The following is a 25,644-nucleotide window of genomic DNA, read 5'->3' as shown; positions in this document are numbered from 1 at the left end:
ATCTTTTTCAAAAATAAGAGTAAGGAAGAAAATTATGACAAATAAAAATGCATACGCTCAATCCGGTGTGGATGTTGAAGCAGGTTATGAAGTAGTTGAGCGAATCAAAAAGCATGTGGCACGTACAGAGCGGGCTGGTGTCATGGGGGCGCTGGGAGGCTTTGGCGGCATGTTCGACCTGTCTCAGACTGGGGTCAAGGAGCCAGTGTTGATTTCTGGTACGGATGGGGTCGGAACCAAGCTCATGCTGGCCATTCAGTATGACAAACACGATACCATTGGGCAGGACTGTGTGGCTATGTGTGTCAATGACATCATCGCTGCAGGTGCGGAGCCCCTTTATTTCCTGGACTATATTGCCACTGGGAAAAATGAGCCAGCAAAGCTAGAGCAAGTTGTTGCCGGTGTGGCTGAAGGCTGTGTTCAGTCTGGAGCTGCCTTGATTGGCGGGGAAACCGCTGAAATGCCTGGCATGTACGGTGAAGATGATTATGATTTGGCTGGCTTTGCAGTTGGGGTTGCTGAGAAGTCGGAGATTATTGACGGCTCTAAAGTCGCTGAGGGCGATGTGCTTCTGGGGCTGGCTTCCAGCGGTATCCATTCAAATGGTTATTCCCTTGTCCGTCGTGTCTTTGCAGACTATACGGGTGAGGAAGTCTTACCAGAATTGGAAGGTAAGAAACTCAAGGAAGTGCTGCTTGAGCCGACTCGTATCTATGTCAAGGCTTTGCTGCCGCTGATTAAGGAAAAGCTGGTTCATGGGATTGCCCATATTACTGGTGGCGGTTTTATCGAAAATGTGCCCCGCATGTTTGCCGATGACTTGGCTGCTGAGATTGAAGAAGACAAGATTCCAGTCTTGCCGATTTTTAAGGCTTTAGAAAAATATGGTCATATCAAGCACCAAGAAATGTTTGAAATCTTCAATATGGGGTTAGGGGTGATTTTGGCCGTAGCTCCTGAAAATGTGGATCGTGTCAAAGAACTTCTTGACGAGCCTGTTTATGAAGTCGGCCGGATTGTCAAAAAAGAAAGTGAAAGTGTCCTTATCAAATGAAAAAAATTGCCGTTTTTGCTTCGGGAAATGGTTCAAATTTCCAAGTGATTGCTGAGCAGTTTCCTGTTGAATTTGTCTTTTCAGACCATCGAGATGCCTATGTGCTCGAGCGGGCGGATAAGCTAGGTGTCAAAAGCTATGCCTTTGAGCTTAGAGAGTTTGACAGTAAGGCGGCTTACGAGCAAGCTATTGTAGACCTGCTAGAAGAGCACCAGATTGACTTAGTTTGCCTAGCAGGCTACATGAAAATCGTTGGACCAACCTTATTGGCAGCTTATGAAGACCGGATTATCAACATTCATCCTGCTTATCTGCCTGAATTTCCAGGAGCTCATGGCATTGAGGATGCTTGGCAGGCTGGCGTCTCTGAGAGCGGTGTGACCGTTCACTGGGTGGACTCGGGTGTGGACACTGGAAAAATTATCCAGCAAGTGCGCGTGCCTCGACTAGCTGATGATACGATTGAAAGTTTTGAAGAACGCATCCATGCCGCCGAGTATCAGCTCTATTCACAAGTGCTGGAGAGTTTAGGGGTGGGGAGAAAGTAAGAAGTAAATCAAGTTTTGATTGTGCAATATTGCTAGGAGAAAAAATGATTGAGCTGAAATTAGTAGATGAGAGCAGTTTTCAGGCAGTGCTGGATTTAAAAATATCAGAAGCTGATGAACAAGCACGTTTCGTAGCTTCAAATGTACGCTCTTTAGCTGACGCATGGCTCTACCGGAAAAATGAAGATGTGTTTCCGATGGCAATCTATTGGGATGAGCAAGTGGTTGGCTTTCTCCTGCTGGAAATAGACAAGGATGAAGCGGAATACTTTATCTGGCGGATAATGATTGGTCAGCAGTACCAAGGAAGAGGCTATGGTCGAAAAGCCTTGGAAGTTCTGATCAAAAAGGCTCAGATGGATAGAGCTTGCAGTCATATTATTGCAGATTATGTAGTTGGAAATGAAAAAATGAAGCACCTGCTAACTAGTCTGGGTTTTCAGGAAACAGGATTTATAGAAGAAAATAACGAAGTCGCTATGCGTTTGGACCTAAAGAAAGAGGAATAGAATGACGAAAAAAGCCTTAATCAGTGTCTCAGACAAGACAGGTATTGTAGAATTTGCGAAAGAGCTGAAAGCTCTGGGTTGGGATATCATCTCAACTGGTGGTACCAAGGTGGCCTTAGACAATGAAGGAGTGGGCACCATTGCTATAGATGATGTGACTGGTTTTCCAGAGATGATGGATGGCCGTGTCAAGACCCTCCACCCAAACATTCATGGAGGTCTCTTGGCTCGTCGGGACTTGGATAGCCACCTGCAAGCGGCCAAGGAGAATCAGATTGAGCTCATTGACTTGGTAGTGGTGAACCTCTATCCTTTTAAAGAAACCATTCTCAAGCCAGGTGTGGAGTATGCGGACGCGGTGGAAAATATTGACATCGGTGGGCCCTCTATGCTTCGCTCTGCGGCTAAAAATCATGCCAGCGTGACAGTTGTTGTAGATCCGGCTGATTATGCTCTTGTTCTGGAAGAGTTGGCAGCAAATGGCCAAACGACCTATGAAACGCGGCAACGTTTGGCAGCCAAGGTTTTCCGTCATACAGCAGCTTATGATGCTTTGATTGCAGATTATTTCACGGATCAGGTGGGCGAAAGCAAGCCTGAAAAGCTGACCTTGACCTATGAACTCAAGCAGCCCATGCGCTACGGGGAAAACCCCCAGCAGGATGCGGATTTCTATCAGACGGCCTTGCCACTGGACTATTCCATCGCTTCCGCCAAGCAGCTGAATGGAAAAGAGTTGTCTTTCAACAACATTCGCGATGCCGATGCGGCCATTCGGATCATTCGTGATTTCAAAGATAGCCCAACTGTTGTGGCGCTAAAACATATGAATCCATGTGGTATCGGTCAGGCAGATGATATCGAGACAGCTTGGGACTATGCCTATGAGTCTGATCCAGTTTCTATTTTTGGTGGGATTGTCGTCCTCAACCGTGAGGTGGATGCTGCGACAGCTGAGAAGATGCACGGTATTTTTCTGGAAATCATCATCGCACCGAGCTACACGGCAGAAGCGCTAGCTATTTTGACCAATAAAAAGAAAAATCTGCGGATTTTGGAGTTGGCTTTTGATGCGCAGGCAGCCTCTGGAGCAGAGAAGGAAGTGACCGGTGTCCTGGGTGGTCTCCTCGTGCAAAACCAAGATGTTATCGAGGAAAATCCAGCTGATTGGCAGGTCGTGACCAAGCGGCAGCCGAGTGAGCAGGAGCGTGTGGCTTTGGAATTTGCTTGGAAGTCCGTCAAATATGTCAAATCTAATGGTATCATCATCACCAATGACCGTCAGGTGCTGGGAGTCGGTCCCGGTCAGACCAACCGTGTGGCTTCTGTCAAGATTGCTATTGAGCAAGCCAAAGATCGCCTTGACGGTGCTGCTCTAGCTTCTGACGCCTTCTTCCCCTTTGCAGACAATATCGAAGAAATCGCGGCAGCTGGTATCAAAGCTATCATCCAGCCGGGTGGATCCGTCCGTGATGAGGAATCTATTATCGCGGCTGACAAGCATGGCTTAACCATGATTTTCACTGGCGTACGGCATTTTAGGCATTAAGAAATAGAAAAAATCCTCGGCTTGACCCGAGGATTTTTGAGTAGTCTTATACTCAATGAAAATCATGAACAAACTAAGCAGTAGCAGTCTGCTCAAAGTACTGGTTTGAAGTGGTTTTGAGGAGTGCGAAAGCGACTTATTTAGGATAGATATAGGTCAGGCGGCCCCAGTAGGAAGCAGTTGGGTCAAACCAGCCACGGAAGTTGCTGATGTACTGCTTGCCGAGGTAGTTAGACTCTTGGATCTGGATGCGGGTATTGGATTCGACATGAGTCACAACACCGACGTGGCCGTAGCCGCCGTCATCCCAGCAGGCGATGGCGCCAACCTCAGGCCTACTGCCGGTACGGAATCCAGCTCTTCTGGCACTAGCCGCCCATTGACCTCCGTTGCCCCAGTAATTTCCTGCCCAAGGAGCTAGAGCCTTGGCTCCCCAAGTACATTGACCGACAGGATAAGTTGTCGCATTAGCAGCGGCATAGTTAGGCTGAATATTAGCTGATTGAACGCTTGATTTCTCAACCTGATAGCTAGTTCCAGTCAGACCAGTCAGTTGTCCCGCTTTTCTACGATAGACATGGGTGTTAAATAGGCCGCTCCCCTTGTGATTTTGAGTATCTACGGTAAACTTGTATGTTCCATTGCCGACCTTATTTGCAGTATACCATTTGATATCATCTTGCCCATTGACTTCTGACCAAGTTGGCAGAACAATATCGCCATCTCCGTACGCGTCTGTCACGGTCACCTCATAGCGATTGGCCTCAGTTTTCCTGACTGCAACCTTGGCTTGAATTTGGTCGGTAGACATTGAGACGGAATCTGCGGCATAGTTGTGTTCGCTACCATCATTGTAAGTGACATAGACATGATTATTATAGGTCCCAGACAAAGCCTGATGATTGCGGATATCAAAGGTCGCACTGAAGGTTCCGTCTCCGTTAGGCGTTGCCTTATACCATTTAAGATTACTCTGATTGCTAGTGCTCCAAATGGGAACTTGGACAGACTTTATGGGTTTAGATAAAGCTGTTTCAGTGATTTTTACGGTATAGGTTCCTTGTTTGGGGTTGATATTTTCTATAGTAAAAAGCGGCTTTTGCTCCTCTTCAGAAGGCAATTTTCCACTATCAATTTGTACAGTAGTCCCTGAGAGACCTGTTAAGTCAGACTTAACATAGCTTTGGCCGTAAAGGTGGATATTGTAAGTCCCTGTGTCGTAGTTATGCTTTCTGAGTTCCACCCGAGCGCTGTAGCTACCATCTGGATTTTTGCTTGCTTCATACCATTGTAGATCATCTTGCCCATTTTTCTCAGACCAAGTTGGAAGAACAATTCGATGCATGGTGTCAGGTAAGTTTTTGACAGTAATTTCCATGATACCTGTCTGAGGGAAGCTGGTTTCAACAGTAGGATTAGGTTTTTCTAAATTGAAAGTGGTTCCGTTTAAGCCAATCATCTTACCATCTTTATTTTCATAAGTATGAATGTGATAAGTTCCATAGCCTTTGTGATTTGAAAGTTCAAATTCAGTAATATCTTGTCCTGCATTGTACCATTTGATATCATCTTGTCCATTTTCATCAGACCAAACAGCATGTAAAATATTAGAATTTATTTGGTCTTTATTGCGATTAAAGTGAATTTGAGCGGTTTTCCCTAGGATATTAGAAGTGACATTAACGGCTGGTTTGTTGAGAGTAAAGGTCGTTCCATTCAGTCCAATTAATTTTCCATAGAGATCAATATAGGTATGAACATGAAACGTACCATATCCTGGATGGTTGCTTAAGTCAATGTCAGTGTTAGTAGTAATTGTTGATGGCGCTTCATACCATTTGATATCATCCTGCCCGTTCTCATCAGACCAAACAGCGTGGAGAATACGATGAGGTTCTTGAGCTTGGGAACGGGTATAACTAATAGAGGCTGTACGATCGTTCACAGTCACATTGACATTGCTGGCACGATCAGTAGGGCCTAGAATTTTGACTTCAGATTCAGGCGTTTCGGTCGCATGAACTGTTGAGTGGCTTGCAAAGAGACCTAGGACAGCTCCGGATAATAAAAACAGTTTTTGATATTTCTTCATAAAACTCCTTTGTGAGAATGGTTTTGGATGGGCCCACCTGTATTATTCGGAAAACTTGTTTGAAAATGATAGTAAATTTGACAAGCCCTGAATATTTTTTGTCTAAAATGGGTACAAACCACTCAAAAAGGAGAAGGCTGAAGCCAACAATAATTACGGCAATCATATGGAAGAGATATTCTTTTTCTCATTAGAATGGAATAAAACGAACGATTGTGATATAATTTAGATAAATAATTCGTAAAAATGCTATATTTTTACATGATGTGTTAGTTTGGTGCGTAAGCGCCTGTGATATTGGATATTGAGGTATCTTAGCTATGAAGCTTTTGGTTGTTGGTTCAGGCGGTCGTGAGCATGCGATTGCCAAAAAGTTATTGGAATCTCAGGGTGTGGAGCAGGTGTTTGTTGCACCTGGAAATGATGGCATGACCTTGGATGGGCTGGACCTAGTCGATATTGGAATTTCCGAACATTCTAAACTAATCGAATTTGCCAAGGAGAATGACATTGCTTGGTCCTTTATTGGCCCGGATGATGCCCTGGCAGCTGGAATTGTGGATGATTTTAACCAAGCTGGGCTCAAGGCTTTCGGTCCATCTCGTCTAGCAGCGGAGCTGGAGTGGTCCAAGGATTTTGCCAAGGAAATCATGGTCAAATACGGTGTTCCGACAGCAGCCTATGGCACATTTTCCGACTTTGAGGAAGCCAAATCCTACATCGAAAAGCAGGGAGCACCTATCGTGGTCAAGGCGGACGGCTTGGCTCTGGGCAAGGGTGTTGTCGTAGCGGAGACCGTTGAGCAGGCGGTTGAGGCAGTGCAGGAGATGCTCTTGGATAATAAATTTGGCGATTCAGGTGCGCGTGTGGTTATCGAAGAGTTCCTGGATGGCGAGGAGTTCTCTCTCTTTGCCTTTGTCAATGGTGATAAGTTTTACATTATGCCGACGGCTCAGGACCATAAGCGGGCCTACGATGGGGACAAGGGGCCCAATACAGGCGGCATGGGAGCTTATGCGCCAGTGCCTCACCTGCCACAAAGCGTGGTGGCCCAGTCAATTGAGACGATTGTCAAGCCAGTTCTCAAAGGCATGATAGCTGAGGGACGATCTTATCTTGGCGTGCTCTACACTGGGCTGATTCTGGCAGCAGATGGCCCTAAGGTCATCGAGTTTAACTCGCGCTTCGGCGATCCGGAGACCCAGATTATCCTGCCGCGCTTGACGTCTGACTTTGCGCAGAACATCACGGACATTTTGGATAAGAAAGAGCCTGCTATCACTTGGCTGGATGAGGGAGTGACCCTAGGCGTGGTTGTCGCATCAGAGGGCTACCCGCTGGACTATGAGAAAGGCCTGCCTCTGCCGGACAAGACAGATGGCGACATCATCACCTACTATGCTGGAGCTAAGTTTGCGGAAAATAGCAGAGCACTGCTGTCAAATGGCGGCCGAGTGTACATGCTGGTCACCACAGCAGATACCGTCTCAGCTGCGCAGGAAAAAATCTACGATCAACTAAAAAAACAAGACACAACAGGTCTCTTTTACCGTACGGATATTGGAAACAAGGCGGTTAAATAAAACTCTTCGAAAATCTACGATTGACTGTGTTAAAGCTTCAGTTCGAACTTTATCGCTTTACCCTGTCATTCTGAGAATTTCTTCGAGTATTTTCAATACTAGCGCTAGCTTAGGCGACGCAGTCGCTAAATACGATAAAGGTCGCCGTGGTGAAAAGACCAGAACAGTGTATGTTCTGGTCTAGGGAAAATTTGAGACTTCGGGCTCAAATTTTAGGAATGAACCCGAAGGTTTGCTTCTGACCCACTACTTAAAACCATTATCAAAAAGAAAAAGGATATTAACAATGAAACCAATTATTTCCATCATCATGGGCTCCAAATCCGACTGGGCAACTATGCAAAAAACTGCCCAAGTCTTAGACCGCTTCGGTGTAGCCTACGAAAAGAAAGTCGTCTCTGCTCATCGCACGCCTGACCTCATGTTTCAGCATGCAGAAGAAGCCCGCAGTCGTGGCATCAAGGTCATCATCGCAGGTGCTGGTGGCGCAGCCCATTTGCCAGGAATGGTAGCGGCTAAAACCACTCTGCCGGTCATCGGTGTACCTGTCAAATCACGCGCTCTCAGCGGATTGGACTCGCTTTATTCGATTGTGCAGATGCCGGGCGGTGTGCCTGTGGCAACTATGGCTATTGGTGAAGCAGGGGCGACAAACGCTGCCCTGACAGCCCTTCGGATCTTGGCGATTGAAGACCAAGACCTAGCAGCAGCGCTAGCTGATTTTGCAGAGGAACAAGGAAAAATCGCTGAGGAGTCTAGCAATGAGCTCATCTAAAACAATCGGAATCATCGGTGGCGGTCAGCTGGGCCAGATGATGGCCATTTCTGCTATCTACATGGGGCATAAGGTCATCGCGCTGGATCCAGCAGCGGATTGTCCAGCCTCTCGCGTGGCAGAAATTATCGTGGCGCCTTATAACGATGTGGATGCTCTGCGTCAGCTGGCTGAGCGTTGCGATGTCCTGACCTATGAGTTTGAAAATGTCGATGCGGACGGTTTGGATGCCGTTATCAAGGATGGTCAGCTCCCTCAAGGGACGGACCTGCTCCGCATTTCTCAAAATCGGATTTTTGAAAAGGACTTTCTCGCAAACAAGGCCCAAGTCACTGTGGCACCCTACAAGGTCGTGACTTCTAGCCAAGACTTGGCAAATATTGACCTGTCGAAAAACTATGTCCTCAAGACTGCGACTGGTGGCTACGATGGGCATGGACAAAAGGTCATTAGCTCAGAAGCAGACTTGGAAGAAGCCTATGCGTTAGCTGACTCGGCAGACTGTGTCTTGGAAGAGTTTGTCAACTTTGATCTTGAAATTTCTGTTATTGTGTCAGGAAATGGCAAGGATGTGACGGTTTTCCCGGTTCAGGAAAATATCCACCGCAACAATATCCTGTCTAAGACCATTGTGCCAGCTCGCATTTCAAATAGTCTAGCAGACAAGGCCCAAGCCATGGCGGTGCGAATCGCAGACCAACTTAACTTGTCTGGAACCCTCTGCGTGGAAATGTTTGCGACATCTGATGACATCATTGTCAACGAGATTGCCCCACGGCCACACAACTCTGGCCACTACTCTATCGAAGCCTGCGACTTCTCGCAGTTTGACACTCATATTCTGGGCGTTCTGGGAGCACCATTGCCGGCTATCAAATTGCATGCGCCTGCTGTTATGCTTAATGTCCTAGGCCAGCATGTCGAGGCCGCCGAAACATATGTCACAGAAAATCCAAGCGCCCACCTCCACCTGTATGGTAAAATAGAAGCGAAGCACAACCGCAAGATGGGGCATGTAACTTTGTTTAGTGATGCGCCGGATAGTGTGGTTGAGTTTGGGGAAGGAAAGAATGAGTAATAAAGTTGATTTCAATGATTTGAAGAATATTGACTATGGGTTTAATAAACTATCTAAACTAAATCAAAAACCAGTTTTATTTGTTGGTTCAGGTTTATCTCAGAGATATTTGAAATCTCCTACTTGGTGGGGTTTACTAGAAAAAATCTCTAAAGAACTAGAAATAGATAAAAGTTTATTGGAGAGATGGACCAGTGATAATTATGAAGAAATTGCGGAAAGACTAGAAGCGATTTATTTTACAACGTTAAAAAAAGAATCATTATTAGAAAGCGATGATATAAGAAGGCCTTTCAGAGAGTTAATTGCTCAAATCTTAAACGAATATACAGTTGACAATTCTGAATATGAGAAAGAAATTTCAATACTTGGCGGTATTGATTACCAAAAATTAATCACAACAAACTATGATTCCTTGCTAGAGAAAAGTGTTTTCAATATTGAAAATGAAGAGATTTATATTCACAATGATGATTTGTTCTCCTCCGAGACAAAAAATAAAAAGCTTTATAAGATTCATGGTTCTATAGACAAACCATCATCTATGATTATTACAAAATCTGATTACGACCAATTTTTTGAAAAAAGTAAGTATATATATTCTAAGTTGTTAACGATATTTGTAGAATCTCCAATAATATTCTTAGGCTATAGTTTGAGTGATAGAAATATCAAAGATATACTTACGACTTTGACTGCAACGTTAAGTCAAAAAGACTTAAAACAATTTCAAGAACGAGTATTTATTATTTCTTATTCTTCCGATGATAAGCCAGAGTACTTTTTGGAAAAAGAAGAATTAGCTCTTCTAAATGGATTGCTCATTAATGTGAATATTTTTTACTTAAGAAATAATTATCAACAATTGTATGAAGTATTGAGGGATATTTCATTACAGTCTGCCAATTTAGAATTTGCAGTTTCAAAGAATGATGTTGTCAATCATTTTATTATGCCACTTTATAAAGGTCAGAAATATCCAAAAGTTGTCATGAGAGAGTTGCTTCAAAATGCTATGGATGCATGTAAAGTAGCTAAAAGGGACTACAATATAAAAATTTCTGTAGAGGAAAAAAATGGAGTAATGTTTTTATCGATTCTAGACAATGGTATAGGTATGTCAATAGATGAGATAAAAAATTATTATTTAACAATTGGAAAATCTGGCAAAAGAAAAGTAAGTAATGTTGATAATTTAGTGGGACATTTTGGAATAGGTGCATTGGCAATGTTTCTAATTTCCGATTCAATTTTTGTGCAAACTAAGAAGAGTGGGGGCAGTCCGATTTCATTTAGGATGTATACAGATCCAACTAAAGAAAGTAAAGAAGTTCAGATGGATAATACCAACCCGTATTTTGAAGATGATTCATATACATTTGTTAGATTGGAATTGAAAAAAGAATATGGAGATGAACTAAAAAAAGAAAAATATGCACCAGAATTTTTGGAATTTTTTGGTTTATTTGATGTTATTCGAGGAGGAGATATAAGTTTTGATGTCACTACGAATGAAACTAACTTTTCCGATCGTTTTAAAAAAATAAATTTAGATGATTTTATTTGTATTTTGGAGAAACCATACAAAATTTTTATGTATTCAAATGGTGTCGATGATTCTACAGAAGGCAATTTGAAAGAGTTGTCGAATTACGCTTTATATGGGGACATGCTTGTAAAAGTTGACTATTATACTAACTATTATCGTTATGGTCAGTGGTCATATTGGGACCGAAGCCAGAAGCCGCTAGTAGATATTAGCAGACTACCTTTGATTATTTTAGACAAGACACAAGATATTGAAATCCCACTTGATAGAAGTTTTATTAACTTACCAGAAAATGTCGTAACACAAATAGAAAATGAGTATTGCAGATTGAATTTACCTAAATATTTAGAGGAATTAGATTCGATTTGTGAAAATTCGATACCAATGCCTGATTATTATTCTGGACGTTCAATGGAGTTTCGTGACATGTTAGCAAATTGGTATGTAAAATCAGGTAAAGTTTACTTGCCTACATACGATACAAATATTTTCTATATATTATCTAATAGAGTTGATGAAGTGATACATAAAGTTTTCAATGACAAAGGAATAATAACTACAAGTCATATAAGTGAGAGTATTACTAATATTTCTGATTCCATAGAAAATGAGAATATTGTCGCTTTATCCCGAAACTATATTGAAGAAAATTTGATAAAAATAAGGAATCATAATGTTGGCTTCAGAGGAGAAGCAATTAGAATGATATTAAACCAGTTTTGTTTTGTACACGAAGACTTTAAAAACTTGGAAAGTGCATCAAAAATCAAAGATTTTATCATAAATCATAGCACAGAACTCAAAGAATTTTTTAAAAACCTATACGAGAATAATATTTTATGGTTCGATAATAGATATAAAGAAAGTAGTTTAGCTATAGAGAATAATGATTATTTATATATATCTAGAAGAAAACTCGAAGGCAATGAGAATGTTGAAGTTTTAAAGGACATTTTTCAAAAGAATCCTTATAAAAATATTATTTTAGATGAAGGAGAAACGACATGATCAACCGTTACTCTCGCCCTGAAATGGCGAACATTTGGACTGAGGAAAATAAGTACAAGGCTTGGCTGGAGGTTGAGATTCTGGCTGATGAGGCCTGGGCTGAGTTGGGTGAGATTCCCAAGGAAGATGTGGCCTTGATTCGCGAGAAGGCAGGCTTTGACATCGACCGCATCTTGGAGATTGAGCAGGAGACGCGTCACGATGTGGTGGCCTTCACTCGGGCGGTTTCTGAGACGCTGGGCGAGGAGCGCAAGTGGGTGCACTATGGCCTGACCTCGACCGATGTGGTGGATACAGCCTATGGTTACCTCTACAAGCAGGCCAATGACATCATCCGTGAGGATCTGCGTCGCTTCACTGACATCATTGCGGAGCGGGCGCGGGAGCACAAGTTCACCATCATGATGGGACGGACCCACGGGGTGCATGCGGAGCCTACGACTTTCGGCCTTAAGCTCGCGACTTGGTACAGCGAAATGAAGCGCAATATTGAACGTTTCGAGATTGCGGCGGCGGGTGTGGAAGCTGGGAAAATTTCTGGTGCGGTTGGGAACTTTGCCAACATTCCACCATTTGTGGAAAGTTATGTCTGTGAGAAATTAGGTATCCGTCCGCAGGAAATTTCGACTCAAGTATTGCCACGTGATCTCCATGCTGAATACTTCTCTGCTTTGGCCTTGATTGCGACATCTATAGAGCGCATGGCGACCGAGATTCGTGGTCTGCAAAAGTCTGAGCAGCGTGAGGTGGAAGAATTCTTTGCCAAGGGGCAAAAAGGATCTTCAGCTATGCCTCACAAGCGCAATCCAATCGGATCTGAAAATATGACTGGTCTGGCGCGGGTCATTCGCGGTCACATGGTGACAGCCTTTGAGAATGTCTCTCTCTGGCATGAGCGCGACATTTCCCACTCATCAGCTGAGCGGATTATCGCACCGGACACGACCATTCTTATCGACTATATGCTCAACCGCTTTGGTAATATCGTCAAGAACTTGACTGTCTTCCCAGAAAATATGAAGCGCAACATGAACTCAACCTTTGGTCTTATCTTCAGCCAGCGGGCTATGTTGACCTTGATTGAAAAAGGCATGACGCGTGAGCAAGCCTATGACTTGGTGCAGCCAAAGACTGCCCAGTCTTGGGACAATCAAGTGGACTTCAAGCCTCTGCTCGAAGCGGACCCAGAAGTCACTTCCCGTCTGACTCAGGAAGAGATTGATGAAATCTTCAACCCAGTTTACTACACCAAACGCGTAGATGAAATCTTTGACCGTATTGGATTGTGAGAGTAGATAATGAATGTAGATAATATACTAAGTTGGTTTGCTAATATAATTAAAACAACGCCAGATGGAGTAATTCAGGGCTTAATTGCAAGTGGTGCATTCTTTATTTTAAACAAAGTATTGAAGAAACTACCGGTGATAGGTCCAAGGTTTTCTGAATGGAGTAATAAACTATCAAACTTTTTTAATAAGAACTCACTAGAAATTTCAGAAAATACAATAATAATTCCAACGCCTAGGTATAAACCAGGATTGGATTTTAAAATAAAAAAGAAACCTAAGCAAGATCAAACTAATAAAAATATGAGTAATGATGATTTTTGGGGAATTATTATTTTATCGTTAATTGGTATTGTTGTAATAGTTTCTATGTTTATAGAGTATAAAAATGAAATTTCACTAGTTTTAAAATGGTATGGTTTAGTTCCTCTAATTTCCTCAATAGTAATTTTATTCATTGTTGCGATTAGTGGTCGTATTCAAAAATCTACATTAATTTATCTTATTTATTCGATACCTATCTCTATGCTTACTATTTATTATGGCGTTAATTTATTAAAATTATCAGAAGGCATGTCAGCGACTTTTACAAATGGTGAGCTAGTTAAAAGCGTGTATAAAATAATAGGTATATCAATCGCAGTTATCCAACAATTTGTAGCATATTTTATGATATTTAGAAACCTATTAATTCATGTTGCAAGAAAAATAAAAGTTCCTGAATTTATAAAAAGAGCTATACATAATACAGCATTTTTGGAATCGCAAATTGTTCTATTTACTATGATTATTTTATTTTCTTTGTTTTCATACTTGATGGCTTCGGGTATACTAATCTCGTGGATCCAAGATTTTTTCAAAATAATATAGCATACATATTATAAATCTTTAAAAATCATCAATAAGCAAATTTGCTATGCCACAAAAGCGCGTAGGGCTGGATTAAACAAAAAAACGAGCCTGGGCAAAAAGTCCAGGCTTTTGAATTTAAATTAGAAAAATAAATAATGCAGTGGTTGATTGGCATCTTCCTTCGCTTTTTAAGCTTCAAAGATGACTTAATCAACTGTGCGGGGCTGGGAAGACGAACCTTTTTAACTTGTTTGAAGTTCTTTCCCACTCCCATTTTCTTTACCTTAAATTTGACTAGCCAGTTGCCCGATTTTCTTGAGCATTTCTTGGCGTTGTTGGTCTGTTTTGCGTTCTACTCCGTTGAGCTCGGTCAGTTTGACTGGAGAAATACCACAAAGTTTCAGGATTTGATTTTTAAGTACCTTGCCGTAGTCTTGGACGAAAGGCAGAGCAAAACCTGGAGTATTGTGGCTGACGATAATCCAGCCAGACTTCCCTTGTAGGTGGCCTTGGAGTCCGACTTTCTTATAAGAGTAGGCAAAGTCAGCTGCAAAGACGCGGTCGATAAAGCCTTTGAGAATGGCCGGCATACCGCTCCACCAGATAGGGAAAATGAAAATCAGATGGTCTGCCCAAGTAATCAAATCCCGGTATTTTGCCATTTCAGGGTCTTTATGCAGGTCACGGCGTCTGTGTTCTTGGTCAAAGCGCAAGATCGGGTCAAAATTCTCAGCATACAAGTCCAAGGTTTTCACTTCGTGCTTCTTAGAAATGTTGCTTTGAACCTCTTTGAGAATAGCAGCATTGAAGCCAGTTGGACTGGGGTGGGTGTAAATAATCAAGGTTTTCATAATCGTTCTCCTTTGATATAAATGTCAAGCATGTGCTCGATCGTGCTTTGGATGGCTTGAGGATCAAGGTCTTGTCCGATAGGACTGTTGGTCAGAACGGCCAGACCTGTAATAAAGCTCCAAAAGTGAAAAAGGCTTTCTGCTTCGCTATTGTTAAACTTTTCCTCCTTGCGAAGCTTTAAAACGAGCTCCTTAAATTTATCAAATCCAGGCAGGTCAGACTCCAAGAGAATGGTGTCCTGCGTCACCTTCATATATTTAAAAGGAAATTTGATAAAGAGAGCTTCGAAAAAATGAGGGTAGGTCTTGGCAAAAATAATGAAATTAAGACCAAGCTGGGTTAGCTGATTACGCGCAGAAGCTGTCGCATCAATCTTTTCATTGATTTCCTGATTGAGAAAGAGCGAAAGCTGGGTCAAAACCACCTTGAGGTAGCCTTCCTTGCTCTCAAAATGGCGGTAAGGGCTGCCGTGAGTTACACCGCAGGCCTTGGCAACAGTCCTGAGCGAGAGCTGTTCAATTCCGTGTTTTCCGATTTCTTCAATCCCCGTTTGAATGAGCTGTTCTTTCAGCTGGGCAGTATTGCGTTTCATTCATTTTCTCCTAAAGTATACACTGTCTACTTATCTATCTTTAGTATACACTGTCTACTTTTTATTGTCAAATAATTTGATGCTTTCTTCTAGTCTAGGATGTGGCAGAATTTGCTTTCGGTAAGATAAAATGTTAAAATAACATTGAAATGATAGCGCTTTCTTTTTAGGGCAAATTGTTCAATTGTAAAGAAACGCTGAGAAACGGAGGACAACTATGAAGAAAATTATCAACGATCCAACAGCGGTTGTGGACGAGATGCTGGACGGCTTGGCCTATATTCACAGCGATTTGGTTTATCGGGTGGAGGGCTTTGATATTATTGCCCGCAAGAGTGAGAAGACAGGCAAGGTTGGCTTGATTTCTGGCGGTGGCAGTGGTCATGAGCCTTCCCATGCTGGCTTTGTCGGTGAGGGCATGCTGTCGGCCGCTATCTGCGGAGCGGTCTTTACTTCACCAACACCAGACCAGGTCTTGCAGGCTATCAAGGAAGCAGATGAGGGAGCTGGGGTCTTCATGGTGATTAAGAATTACTCCGGTGACATCATGAACTTTGAAATGGCTCAGGAAATGGCTGAGATGGAAGGAATTGAGGTGGCTAGTGTCGTCGTAGATGACGATATCGCAGTGGAAGACAGTCTCTATACTCAAGGTCGCCGTGGAGTGGCTGGCACCATTCTTGTCCATAAGATTCTAGGGGATGCGGCGCGTGCAGGCAAATCTCTGACTGAAATCAAGGCTTTGGCTGATGAGCTGGTCAAAAATATTCACACGGTTGGCTTGGCTCTGAGCGGGGCAACCGTACCGGAAGTCGGCAAGCCTGGTTTTGTTTTGGCTGATGATGAGATAGAGTTCGGTATTGGCATCCATGGTGAGCCAGGCTATCGCAAGGAAAAGATGCAGCCGTCTAAGGACTTAGCTAAAGAATTGGTCGAAAAGCTCAGTCAGTCTGTTGAGCTCAAATCTGGCAAGAAAATTGGTATTCTTATCAATGGTATGGGTGCAACACCGCTTATGGAGCAGTATGTCTTCGCGGCCGATGTAGCAAATCTTCTGGCAGAAGCTGGAGTCGAAGTTGTCTATAAAAAGCTGGGTAATTACATGACTTCCATTGATATGGCTGGGATTTCTCTGACCTTTATCGAGCTGGACCAGCCAGACTGGCTGACAGCTCTCAACAGTTCTGTCACGACAGCCACTTGGTAAGGAGGTGCTTATGGACGCAGCAAGAGCAAAAAAATGGATGCAGTTGTTCAACGAGAAGATCCAGAGTCAGAAAGACTATCTGTCTGACCTTGATACTCCCATCGGCGATGGTGATCATGGCGCCAATATGGCCAGGGGAATGGTGGCAGCAGTAGAGAGTCTAGCTGCTAAGGACTTTACCAGTGCGGCTGAGGTTTTTCAGGCTGTTTCCATGCAGCTGATTAGCAAGGTGGGCGGTGCTTCCGGACCTCTCTATGGCTCGGCCTTCATGGGCATGGCCAAAGCTGAAAAAGACGGCAAAGGCTTGTCAGAAGTTATCCAAGCTGGGCTGGACATGATTCAGAAGCGGGGCAAGGCTGTGCCTGGTGAGAAGACCATGGTGGATGTCTGGTCAGGAATTCCTGTTTCTCTGCAGTCTGGAGACTTGACGCATGAAAAGATTGGTTCTCTAGTGGAAGCGACCAAAGATCTGAAAGCGACCAAGGGGAGGGCTTCCTATGTCGGTGAGCGTTCTATCGGCCATATTGATCCCGGTTCGGCTTCATCCGGTCTCCTCTTTGAGGCTCTTCTAGAAACGGAGGCAGGCTGATGGCAGATACCGGCATTCTTATCGTTTCCCATTCCAAAAACCTAGCCCAAGGCTTGTTTGACCTCATTTCGCAGGTGGCGGCAGATGTGGCCATCAGCTATGTGGGCGGATTGGACGACGGTAGCATTGGTACCAGTTTTGAAGGTATTCAGGCAGCTTTAGATGCCAATGACAAAGACACTATTTTGGCCTTTTTCGATTTGGGATCAGCTCGCATGAATCTAGAAATGGTCGCAGACTTTTCTGACAAGGAAATCATTATCAATAATGTTCCCTTAGTAGAAGGAGCCTATACGGCTGCTGCTCTTCTTCAGGCCGGGGCAGATTTGCCTAATGTTTTGCTTCAGGTCCGTGAATTAGAAATAAAGAAATAGCAGGTTTTCTAGAGACTTAATAAACGACTTTATTTGCAAAATGAAGAACATTTTATATCAAAAAGCTGGGATTTAATCCCAGCTTTTTTGCTTTATCCTTGTACCAATTTTCAGGGGAAGAGCCAGTGTTTCTTATTTTTTCTTCTTTAAATTGATTAAAAATAGGACAAATACGTAGGCTATGTTTACTTTTTGACACAATTCACTTTTTAATGAACAAAAATTACTAGAATGGATTGCAAATTGGTATAGATAGACTTATAATAGATATAAGTACACAAGATGAAAAAACGACAGCCGATTAGAAGCCATCGTTTTTAATCTTAGTGGTCCCGATTGCAGGAAATGAACTTAATCTTGAAGAAGTCACCGCGTTTGTAAGTTTCGCTGTACTCTAAGATCTGTCCAGTGCTTTCCAGCTGGGTAATCTTCACCTGATGAACGGTCGGGAAGTTGGTATCAACTTCCAGTACTTTCGCAACATCTTTTGGTGTTGGGAAGACAATTTCATTGGTTTCTTCAAAATGCTCATCATTCATGTGAATGTGGTAGTCAGTTTTGAAGCGATTGTAGATAGAGCTGTAGTAGTCCATATCTGGATAGTTAGGATTGATGTACTGCTCAGGGATATAGGTTTGGTGATAGATATAGACTTTGTCGCCAGTCCGTCTGATCCGGTCAATCTTATAGTAGAACTGCGTTGGTGCCAGTTCTAGCTTATCCAAGATTTTCAGGTCATTCCCACGCTTGATGGAGAGAACAGTCACCTTATCTTTTTGGATAGGGAAGGTCTCAACGTCAGAAAATTCCACTAGCTTGTGCTTTCTTGCACGTGAAACGAAGGTTCCCTTGCCTTGTTGGCGGATGATGTAACCATCATTGGCCAGTTCATTCAAAGCGCGGACAACGGTAATGGAGCTGACATTAAACATCTGAATCAGCTCAGCTTCTGTGTAAAACTTATCGCCATTTTCAAATTTGCCAGAAATGATTTGCTGCTTGAGCTCATCTTTGATTTGTTGGTATTTTGGAATAGCCATTTTGTTCACCTCTCTTTTTTTACTTCTCTTACTTAAGATTTTAACATATTTTTAAAAAAAATGTTGACATTTATGCAAAAATTTATTATATTAATATTAATAAGAGATGAAAGCGGTTTTATAACTGAGGGAACATCAGATGGCAAGATTCAAAATTGGTCATTCCTTCTGTTTGGATGATCGGGAGTTTAAGATTTTATCGGGAGCCATTCACTATTTTCGGGTACAGCCTGAGGATTGGTATCATTCCCTTTATAATCTCAAAGCTCTGGGCTTTAATACAGTGGAGACCTATCTTCCCTGGAATATGCACGAACCTCAAAAAGGTGTCTTTAACTTCCAAGGGATTTTAGATATTGAGGCATTTTTACAGACAGCTCAGGATTTGGGACTTTATGCCATTATCCGCCCTTCGCCTTTTATCTGCGCGGAGTGGGAGTTCGGTGGTCTGCCGGCCTGGCTGCTCAATGAAAATATGCGCATCCGCTCATCAGACGAGGCCTTTCTGTGGGCTGTAGCCAGTTATTATGACGAGCTGCTGCCGCGACTGACTCCAAGGCTACTGGACAATGGGGGAAATATCCTCATGATGCAGGTGGAAAATGAGTACGGTTCTTATGGGGAAGACAAGGCCTACTTAAGAGCAATCAGACAGCTCATGGAAGAACGAGGTGTAACCTGTCCGCTCTTTACTTCAGACGGGCCTTGGCGGGCTACGCTTCGAGCTGGTACTCTGATTGATGACGATGTCTTTGTGACAGGAAATTTTGGTTCTAAGGCAGATTACAATTTTGCCCAGATGCAGGAATTTTTTGACGAGCATGGTAAAAAGTGGCCGCTCATGTGTATGGAGTTCTGGGACGGCTGGTTCAATCGCTGGAAAGAGCCTATCATCAAGCGAGATCCAGACGAACTGGCTCAAGCTGTTCACGAAGTGCTCCAGCAGGCGTCAATCAATCTCTATATGTTTCATGGCGGTACTAATTTTGGCTTTATGAATGGCTGTTCGGCCAGAGGTGTCATTGACCTGCCACAGGTAACTTCCTATGACTATGATGCTCTACTCGATGAGCGTGGCAATCCGACGGATAAGTACTATGCAGTCCAGAGGATGCTGAAAGAGCATTATCCAGAGTATCCACAGATGGAGCCCTTGGTGAAAGAGTCTTTTGAGCTTAGGAATATTCCGCTCAGTCAGAAGGTCAGTCTCTTTGAGACCCTGCCTGACTTGGCAGAGCCTATCGAAAGTCTCTATCCGATGAAGATGGAAGAGCTGGGGCAAAATGTCGGCTACTTGCTCTATCGGACTTGGGCTAGTTGGGATGCTGATCAGGAAAGGCTTCGTGTCATTGACGGCCGCGACCGTATGCAGCTCTATGTGGACGGTCAGCACATAGCAACCCAGTACCAGACAGAAATCGGTCAGGATATTATGGTGGACGGTCAGAAAAAGGCAGAGCACCAGCTTGACATTCTGATGGAAAATATGGGCCGGGTCAATTATGGGCACAAGCTACTGGCAGATACCCAGCAGAAGGGCATTCGTACCGGTGTCTGCAAGGATCTGCACTTCCTGCTTGACTGGCAGCATTACCCATTGCCGCTGGACCATCCAGAAAAGATTGACTTTTCAAAAGGGTGGCAAGAAAAACAACCAGCTTTCTACGCTTTTGACTTTAAAATGAAAGCGCTTAAAGATACTTATCTGGAACTGTCCGACTTTGGCAAGGGCGTCGTCTTTGTCAATGGTGTCAGCATTGGCCGTTTCTGGAATGTCGGACCGACCCTATCGCTCTATATCCCGCACAGCCTGCTCAGAGAAGGCGACAATCGCATCATTATCTTTGAGACAGAAGGGATCTACAGCGAAACCATTCACTTAGTTAACCAACCTACATTTAAAACAATAAAGGGGGAAAATCTATGACAATAGTAGGTGCACGTATCGATGGACGTTTAATCCATGGACAGGTAGCCAATCTTTGGACTACCAAGCTCAACATTTCACGCATTATGGTGATTGACGATGAGGTGGCTGAAAATGCTATCGAAAAGAGCGGACTCAAGCTCGCAACGCCAGCTGGTGTGAAACTTAGTGTCTTGCCGATTGCTAAGGCAGCAGAAAATATCTTGGCTGGAAAGTATGATTCGCAGCGACTCTTGATTGTCGCTCGCAAGCCAGACCGCTTCCTGCGGTTGGTCGAAGCTGGTGTTCCGCTGGAAACGCTGAACGTCGGCAATATGTCTCAGTCAGATGAAACTCGCTCCATTACCCGCTCTATCAACGTGGTAGACGCAGATGTTGAAGCCTTTCACAAGCTGCATGAAAAAGGAGTCAAACTGACAGCGCAAATGGTTCCCAACGATCCGGTTGAGGATTTCATGAAGTTATTAAAATAAGACAAAATTTTAGGAGGACATTGTTATGATACAATGGTGGCAAATTTTACTACTCACTTTGTACTCAGCTTATCAAATCTGTGATGAGTTGACCATCGTTTCGTCAGCAGGATCCCCTGTATTTGCTGGATTCATTACTGGCTTGATTATGGGTGATTTGACGACCGGTTTGTTTATCGGTGGTAGCCTGCAATTGTTCGTTCTTGGTGTAGGGACATTTGGTGGGGCTTCTCGTATTGATGCGACATCAGGTGCAGTTTTGGCGACAGCCTTCTCCGTAGCACAAGGCATTAAGCCGGAGTTGGCTATCGCGACAATCGCAGTACCGGTAGCAACTTTGTTGACTTACTTCGATATCTTGGGCCGTATGACAACGACTTATTTCGCGCACCGTGTGGATGCAGCAATTGAACGCTTTGACTATAAAGGTATTGAACGCAACTATCTCTTAGGTGCCCTTCCTTGGGCTCTGTCTCGTGCCCTCCCAGTCTTTCTGGCTCTGGCATTTGGTGGAGCATTTGTACAAGCGATAGTAGATGGTGTTGCTGGTGTGAAATGGCTGGCTGCAGGTTTGACACTGGCAGGTCGTATGCTTCCAGGACTCGGGTTTGCTATCTTGCTTCGTTACCTTCCAGTTAAACGTAATCTTCACTACTTAGCTCTTGGTTTTGGCTTGACTGCTATGCTGACTGTTCTTTACTCAAATATTCAAACTTTGGGTGGGGCTGTATCTAGTATTGTTGGAACTCTTCCAAAAGATGCTGCGATCACATTTGCCAACAACTTCAAAGGCTTGTCTATGATTGGTGTAGCTATCTTTGGTATCTTCCTTGCAGTACAGCATTTCAAATACAGCCAAAGAACAGTAGTTGCTGCTCCAGCTGCTAGCACAAAATCAGAAAGTGAGGAAATTGAAGATGACGAACTCTAATTATAAATTAACAAAAGAAGATTTTAAACAAATTAACAAACGCAGCTTGTTCACTTTCCAATTAGGCTGGAACTACGAGCGGATGCAAGGTTCTGGCTATCTCTACATGCTCTTGCCTCAGCTGCGCAAAATGTACGGAGATGGCACGCCAGAATTGAAAGAAATGATGAAATTGCATACGCAATTCTTCAATACCTCACCTTTCTTCCACACCATTATTGCAGGTTTTGACCTAGCTATGGAAGAAAAAGACGGGGTTAAATCAAAAGATGCGGTCAACGGTATCAAGACAGGTCTTATGGGACCATTTGCTCCTCTTGGAGACTCCATCTTTGGCTCACTTGTACCAGCTATCATGGGATCTATCGCTGCTACCATGGCTATAGCAGGTCAGCCTTGGGGAATTTTCCTTTGGATTGCTGTAGCAGTTGTTTATGACATTTTCCGTTGGAAACAGTTAGAATTCGCCTACAAAGAAGGTGTCAATCTCATTACCAACATGCAAAGTACTTTGACAGCTCTTGTTGAAGCGGCTTCTGTGCTGGGTATCTTTATGGTGGGTGGTTTGATTGCTACTATGATCAACTTTGAAGTATCCTGGGTATGGAACATCGGTGAAAAAGCTATTGATTTCCAAGACATGATGAATCTGATTTTCCCACGTTTGATTCCAGCAGTCTTTACAGGCTTTATCTTCTGGCTCTTGGGCAAGAAAGGAATGAACTCTACTAAGGCTATCTTCATTATCATTATCATGGCAGTAAGCTTCTCTGCTATCGGCTACTTCCTGCTGGGACAAGTACCAGAATAATGGAGTGATTTATGAGTAAGAAATTAGTTTTAGTTAGTCATGGTCGCTTTTGTGAAGAACTGAAAACAACTACGGAAATGATTATGGGGCCTCAGGAAGACATCCATGCAGTAGCCTTGCTTCCGGAGGAAGGTCCAGAAGACTTCGCAGCTAAATTCTTAGAAACGGTTAAAGATTTTGAGGATTACTTGGTCTTTGCGGATCTCTTGGGGGGCACTCCTTGTAATGTAGTCAGCCGCTTCATTATGGAAGGACAGGATATTGAGCTTTATGCGGGGGTCAATCTGCCCATGGTCATTGAGTTTATTAACGCTTCTTTGACAGGAGCAGAAGTCAGCTATCCATCCAAGGCAGCAGAGAATATTGTTAAGGTCAATGATGTTCTGGCTGGTCTAATGGATGATGAAGATGAATAAAAGCTTGAACAATCACTTCTAGTTGGGTCAAGTCCTTGCGCTGTCAGCAGATGGGAGACTGCTGATAGGTAAGGCCAAGCCACAGTGGTTGATTCAAGCATACTGGTCTAAGAGGAATTTGGGAGATGCCTCTTGGCCTAGGGAAATGGATGGTTCAGCATTGCAAAATGCAGTCGCTGTCTGGTTTGAAAAAGCTTGTTAAAAGCATATTTCAAGTCTAGCCATCGTTGCGGGGGTGGGACAGCGAGCCGAAAATCTTTGATTTTCTGGATTCTGTCTCGCTCCCCCTTTTTTCAAGTAATGGAAAGGAATGAGAAAGAGAATGTTAGATTATTCACAGGAAGAATTGCAGCGTCTGGGGGCTGATATCACAACGAGAGAAATCTATCAGCAACCTGAGATTTGGCAGGAAGCTTTTGACAGTTACAAGGCTCAGGCCGCAGATATCGCTGTTTTTCTGAAAAAAATCGAGGACAAACATGACTACATCAAGGTCATTTTTGCCGGAGCTGGCTCATCAGCCTACGTCGGAGATACCTTGACGCCTTATTTCAGGCAGATTTATGATGAGCGTAAATGGAATTTCAACGCTATTGCAACGACAGATATCGTTGCCAATCCTTTGGTATATCTGAAGAGAGAAGTGCCGACAGTGCTGGTTTCCTTTGCCCGCAGCGGTAATTCCCCAGAAAGTGTAGCGACTGTGGACTTGGCCAAGCAGCTGGTAGATGACTTATATCAGATTACCATTACTTGTGCTGCCCAAGGCAAGCTAGCCCAGCAGGCCCAAGGTGATGAAAAGAATCTTTTGCTCCTGCAGCCGGAAGCTTCTAATGATGCTGGCTTTGCCATGACTTCTAGCTTCAGCTCTATGATGCTGACAGCCCTTTTGGTTTTTGAACGGGCTGAACTAGCCCAGAAGGAAGCCAAGGTTGCGGCTATGCTTCAGCTCAGTCAAGATGTTTTAGGACGCGTTGCAGATGTGCAGCAGCTGGTTGATTTGGATTTCAGCAGGGTCATTTATCTGGGGGCAGGGCCTTTCTTTGGTCTGGCGCATGAAGCCCAGCTTAAGATTTTAGAGCTGACAGCCGGCCAAATTGCGACTATGTATGAAAGCCCAGTCGGTTTCCGGCATGGACCTAAGTCGCTGATTAACCAAGACACAGTCGTTCTGGTCTTTGGTTCGGCAGATGCCTATACCAAGGCTTATGATTTGGACTTGGTGCGGGAAGTGGCTGGTGACGGGATTGTCCGCAGACTGGTCTTGCTGACTGACCGGGAGGAGCAGTTGGAAGGAGTCGAGCAAGTAGTGCTAAGTACCCAAGAGCCTCTGGGAGATAGCTATCGCATCTTCCCTTACATCGTTTACGCTCAGCTCTTTGCTCTCCTGTCCTCGCTCAAGGTCAAGAACCGTCCAGACACACCGTCTCCGACAGGAACAGTCAATCGTGTAGTACAGGGAGTTATCATTCACCCTCTTGGGAAATAAGAAAAGGAAAAGTTATGGAGAAATTACAAATCAGCCACAAAAAAGTGAGCCATTTGAAAAACCTATCAGACGAGCAGGGGATTATCGGGGCTTTGGCTATTGACCAGCGTGGTTCGCTCAAGAAAATGCTGGCCAGCGGAGAAGATGCGCTATCTGGTGACCAAGCTCTGGTTCAGTTTAAAGAATTAATCTCTAGTCAGCTGACGCCCTATGCCAGCTCTATCCTGCTGGATCCAGAGTTCGGTCTGACGGCAGCCGAGCTGCGGGATGCGTCCTGCGGGCTGATAGTGGCCTACGAGAAGACTGGCTATGATGTGTCAGCCGAGGGCCGCCTGCCGGACTTGCTGCCAAACTGGTCAGCTAGTCGTATCCGAGATATGGACGCAGATGCTGTCAAGGTCTTGATTTACTATGATGTGGACGACAAGCCAGAAATCAACGACATCAAGCAGGCCTGGGTTGAGCGCGTGGGTAGTGAATGCTTAGCTGAAGACATTCCTTATTTTCTGGAGATTCTGACCTATGATGCTAAGAGTGATAGTGTCTTGGATGCTAACTATGCCAAGCTTAAGCCACATAAGGTCAATGAGGCAGTCAAGCTCTTTTCAGATTCCCGCTATCATGTAGATGTCTTAAAGGTTGAAGTGCCAGTCAATATGAACTTTGTCGAGGGCTTCACTAAAGAAGGAGTTGAGCCAGTCTACAGCGTGACGGAAGCCCGAGCTTTCTTTAAAGAACAGTCAGATGCGACGCACTTGCCTTTCATTTTCCTCAGCGCTGGTGTCAGTGCCGAGCTTTTCCAAGAAACGCTGCGGCTAGCCCATGAAGCGGGCTCACAGTTTAACGGCGTTCTGTGCGGACGGGCTACCTGGAAGGATGCAGTTTCTGTCTTTGCCCAAGAGGGAGCTGCAGCAGCTCAAGCATGGCTGGACGAGACGGGTCGTCAGAATATCGAGGATCTTAATCAAGTCTTGCGCCAAACAGCGGTGTCTTGGGTGGACAAGCTTGACCTGCCTTTTGAAGACAGGACTTGGCAAGTTCGTGATTTTTAACA

General features: G+C 44.0%; 24 protein-coding genes. 20 read left to right on the top strand and 4 right to left on the bottom strand.

What is annotated here, in order from left to right; genetic code table 11:
• The first annotated feature begins 34 nt into the window (after positions 1–34).
• From purM to purH, 4 genes are read left to right on the top strand one after another with little or no spacing between them, the layout of a single operon-like run.
• Positions 35–1,057, top strand: a complete 1,023-nt coding sequence (purM, locus tag K1J09_RS08025) for a phosphoribosylformylglycinamidine cyclo-ligase (RefSeq protein ID WP_223323783.1) — start codon at positions 35–37, stop codon at positions 1,055–1,057.
• Positions 1,054–1,605: a phosphoribosylglycinamide formyltransferase gene (gene purN, locus K1J09_RS08020; protein ID WP_223323782.1), complete on the top strand. Its 552-nt coding sequence runs from the start codon at positions 1,054–1,056 to the stop codon at positions 1,603–1,605. Before purM ends, purN begins: the two co-directional genes overlap by 4 nt.
• Positions 1,606–1,649: 44 nt before the next feature.
• Complete coding sequence (locus tag K1J09_RS08015) at positions 1,650–2,114, top strand: GNAT family N-acetyltransferase (protein ID WP_060976550.1); 465 nt, start codon at positions 1,650–1,652, stop codon at positions 2,112–2,114.
• A 1-nt stretch (position 2,115) separates the two neighbouring features.
• Positions 2,116–3,663, top strand: a complete 1,548-nt coding sequence (gene purH, locus K1J09_RS08010; RefSeq protein ID WP_223323781.1) for a bifunctional phosphoribosylaminoimidazolecarboxamide formyltransferase/IMP cyclohydrolase — start codon at positions 2,116–2,118, stop codon at positions 3,661–3,663.
• Between the two features lie 136 nt (positions 3,664–3,799).
• Here purH and K1J09_RS08005 read toward each other — a convergent pair whose 3' ends face one another.
• Positions 3,800–5,755, bottom strand: coding sequence for a GBS Bsp-like repeat-containing protein (locus K1J09_RS08005; protein WP_223323780.1), 1,956 nt, complete (start codon positions 5,753–5,755; stop codon positions 3,800–3,802).
• Positions 5,756–6,075: 320 nt separating this feature from the next.
• Between K1J09_RS08005 and purD the strand changes: the two genes are divergently transcribed.
• The 6 genes from purD to K1J09_RS07975 all read left to right on the top strand — a co-directional run bounded on the left by purD (position 6,076) and on the right by K1J09_RS07975 (position 13,907).
• Positions 6,076–7,338 (top strand): phosphoribosylamine--glycine ligase, encoded by a 1,263-nt coding sequence (gene purD, locus K1J09_RS08000; protein WP_223323779.1) that lies wholly within the window; start codon positions 6,076–6,078, stop codon positions 7,336–7,338.
• Between the two features lie 286 nt (positions 7,339–7,624).
• Positions 7,625–8,113, top strand: coding sequence for a 5-(carboxyamino)imidazole ribonucleotide mutase (gene purE, locus K1J09_RS07995; RefSeq protein ID WP_101772133.1), 489 nt, complete (start codon positions 7,625–7,627; stop codon positions 8,111–8,113).
• Positions 8,100–9,191 carry a 5-(carboxyamino)imidazole ribonucleotide synthase gene (gene purK / locus K1J09_RS07990; RefSeq protein WP_125348028.1) on the top strand — a complete coding sequence of 364 codons (1,092 nt, stop codon included), beginning with the start codon at positions 8,100–8,102 and terminating at the stop codon, positions 9,189–9,191. The genes purE and purK overlap by 14 nt, the downstream gene beginning before the upstream one ends.
• Positions 9,184–11,748: an SIR2 family protein gene (locus K1J09_RS07985; protein ID WP_223323778.1), complete on the top strand. Its 2,565-nt coding sequence runs from the start codon at positions 9,184–9,186 to the stop codon at positions 11,746–11,748. The genes purK and K1J09_RS07985 overlap by 8 nt, the downstream gene beginning before the upstream one ends.
• The gene (purB, locus tag K1J09_RS07980) at positions 11,745–13,037 is read left to right on the top strand and encodes an adenylosuccinate lyase (protein WP_223323777.1); all 1,293 of its coding nucleotides are present in this window, start codon (positions 11,745–11,747) and stop codon (positions 13,035–13,037) included. The genes K1J09_RS07985 and purB overlap by 4 nt, the downstream gene beginning before the upstream one ends.
• Positions 13,038–13,046: 9 nt before the next feature.
• A complete protein-coding gene (locus K1J09_RS07975; protein WP_223323776.1) occupies positions 13,047–13,907 on the top strand; it encodes a hypothetical protein in 861 nt (286 codons plus the stop codon).
• Between the two features lie 266 nt (positions 13,908–14,173).
• On the opposite strand, the gene K1J09_RS07970 is transcribed toward K1J09_RS07975, so the two are convergent.
• Together K1J09_RS07970 and K1J09_RS07965 are read right to left on the bottom strand one after the other, a co-directional pair.
• Complete coding sequence (locus K1J09_RS07970; RefSeq protein ID WP_061585371.1) at positions 14,174–14,740, bottom strand: NAD(P)H-dependent oxidoreductase; 567 nt, start codon at positions 14,738–14,740, stop codon at positions 14,174–14,176.
• Positions 14,737–15,333, bottom strand: coding sequence for a TetR/AcrR family transcriptional regulator (locus tag K1J09_RS07965; protein WP_223323775.1), 597 nt, complete (start codon positions 15,331–15,333; stop codon positions 14,737–14,739). Before K1J09_RS07965 ends, K1J09_RS07970 begins: the two co-directional genes overlap by 4 nt.
• A gap of 217 nt (positions 15,334–15,550) precedes the next feature.
• Between K1J09_RS07965 and dhaK the strand changes: the two genes are divergently transcribed.
• The 3 genes from dhaK to dhaM are packed head-to-tail and all read left to right on the top strand — an operon-like array spanning position 15,551 to position 17,503.
• Positions 15,551–16,540, top strand: coding sequence for a dihydroxyacetone kinase subunit DhaK (gene dhaK, locus K1J09_RS07960; protein ID WP_223323774.1), 990 nt, complete (start codon positions 15,551–15,553; stop codon positions 16,538–16,540).
• A gap of 10 nt (positions 16,541–16,550) precedes the next feature.
• Positions 16,551–17,129 (top strand): dihydroxyacetone kinase subunit DhaL, encoded by a 579-nt coding sequence (gene dhaL, locus K1J09_RS07955; RefSeq protein WP_223323773.1) that lies wholly within the window; start codon positions 16,551–16,553, stop codon positions 17,127–17,129.
• Positions 17,129–17,503 carry a dihydroxyacetone kinase phosphoryl donor subunit DhaM gene (dhaM, locus tag K1J09_RS07950; protein WP_002898815.1) on the top strand — a complete coding sequence of 125 codons (375 nt, stop codon included), beginning with the start codon at positions 17,129–17,131 and terminating at the stop codon, positions 17,501–17,503. Before dhaL ends, dhaM begins: the two co-directional genes overlap by 1 nt.
• Positions 17,504–17,826: 323 nt before the next feature.
• Here dhaM and K1J09_RS07945 read toward each other — a convergent pair whose 3' ends face one another.
• A complete protein-coding gene (locus K1J09_RS07945) occupies positions 17,827–18,543 on the bottom strand; it encodes a GntR family transcriptional regulator (protein WP_002907683.1) in 717 nt (238 codons plus the stop codon).
• A gap of 139 nt (positions 18,544–18,682) precedes the next feature.
• Between K1J09_RS07945 and K1J09_RS07940 the strand changes: the two genes are divergently transcribed.
• The 7 genes from K1J09_RS07940 (at position 18,683) to lacD (ending at position 25,642) form a co-directional block, all read left to right on the top strand.
• Positions 18,683–20,470 carry a glycoside hydrolase family 35 protein gene (locus K1J09_RS07940; RefSeq protein ID WP_223323772.1) on the top strand — a complete coding sequence of 596 codons (1,788 nt, stop codon included), beginning with the start codon at positions 18,683–18,685 and terminating at the stop codon, positions 20,468–20,470.
• Positions 20,467–20,943: a PTS system mannose/fructose/N-acetylgalactosamine-transporter subunit IIB gene (locus tag K1J09_RS07935; protein ID WP_002898809.1), complete on the top strand. Its 477-nt coding sequence runs from the start codon at positions 20,467–20,469 to the stop codon at positions 20,941–20,943. Before K1J09_RS07940 ends, K1J09_RS07935 begins: the two co-directional genes overlap by 4 nt.
• A 25-nt stretch (positions 20,944–20,968) precedes the next feature.
• On the top strand, positions 20,969–21,874 hold the full coding sequence (locus tag K1J09_RS07930) for a PTS mannose/fructose/sorbose/N-acetylgalactosamine transporter subunit IIC (protein WP_223323771.1): 906 nt from the start codon (positions 20,969–20,971) through the stop codon (positions 21,872–21,874).
• Positions 21,861–22,685, top strand: a complete 825-nt coding sequence (locus tag K1J09_RS07925; protein ID WP_223323770.1) for a PTS system mannose/fructose/sorbose family transporter subunit IID — start codon at positions 21,861–21,863, stop codon at positions 22,683–22,685. Before K1J09_RS07930 ends, K1J09_RS07925 begins: the two co-directional genes overlap by 14 nt.
• Before the next feature lie 11 nt (positions 22,686–22,696).
• A complete protein-coding gene (locus K1J09_RS07920) occupies positions 22,697–23,101 on the top strand; it encodes a PTS sugar transporter subunit IIA (protein WP_002894390.1) in 405 nt (134 codons plus the stop codon).
• Between the two features lie 310 nt (positions 23,102–23,411).
• Positions 23,412–24,590, top strand: a complete 1,179-nt coding sequence (locus K1J09_RS07915; RefSeq protein ID WP_223323769.1) for an SIS domain-containing protein — start codon at positions 23,412–23,414, stop codon at positions 24,588–24,590.
• Between the two features lie 14 nt (positions 24,591–24,604).
• Positions 24,605–25,642 (top strand): tagatose-bisphosphate aldolase, encoded by a 1,038-nt coding sequence (lacD, locus tag K1J09_RS07910; protein ID WP_223323768.1) that lies wholly within the window; start codon positions 24,605–24,607, stop codon positions 25,640–25,642.
• Positions 25,643–25,644 lie beyond the last annotated feature (2 nt).

The organism is Streptococcus sanguinis (genome assembly GCF_019928825.1).
Taxonomy (GTDB): Bacteria; Bacillota; Bacilli; order Lactobacillales; family Streptococcaceae; genus Streptococcus; species Streptococcus sanguinis_L.
This window is presented reverse-complemented; position numbering and strand designations above follow the sequence as displayed.